This is a genomic window from Leucobacter sp. M11 (genome assembly GCF_035726885.1).
Lineage (GTDB): Bacteria > Actinomycetota > Actinomycetes > Actinomycetales > Microbacteriaceae > JAPFRB01.
Map to the genome: position 1 here is coordinate 71,974 of NZ_JAPFRB010000002.1, position 355 is coordinate 72,328.

Annotated in this window: 1 protein-coding gene; it reads left to right on the forward strand. The window is 75.2% G+C overall.

Annotation, left to right across the window (positions count from 1 at the left end; all coding sequences use genetic code 11):
* On the forward strand, positions 1-355 hold a 355-nt coding region (locus tag OOT08_RS04445), incomplete at both ends, for a hypothetical protein (protein ID WP_325091358.1).

Here is a 355-nt window from a genome sequence, read left to right on the forward strand (position 1 = left end):
GCGCCGCTTGCCCCCGGAGCACAGCTTCCCGCCGGACCCTATCCCGGCGGCCCCTTCCCGGCGGCCGCGTTCCCCGGCGCGCAGCCCCCCGGCGCCCCGGGACCCGGTGCGGGGCCCCGGAACAGCCTGTCACTGATCAGCTTCTTCCTCGCCGCAGCGTCGCTCCTGTTCGGGCTGGTCGGCTCCGCCTGGACCGTGATCTATTTACGGAACGCGGACATGGACAGCTACGCCCTCTTCGATGCCGGGCAGAGCATCCTCGGGGTCGCCAAGGTGGTGCTCGCGTTGGCCTCGGGCGTGCTCGCCGGCCTCGCGCTCCGCCGGAGCGCCCCCGCCCGGTCCCGCTGGGCGGCCC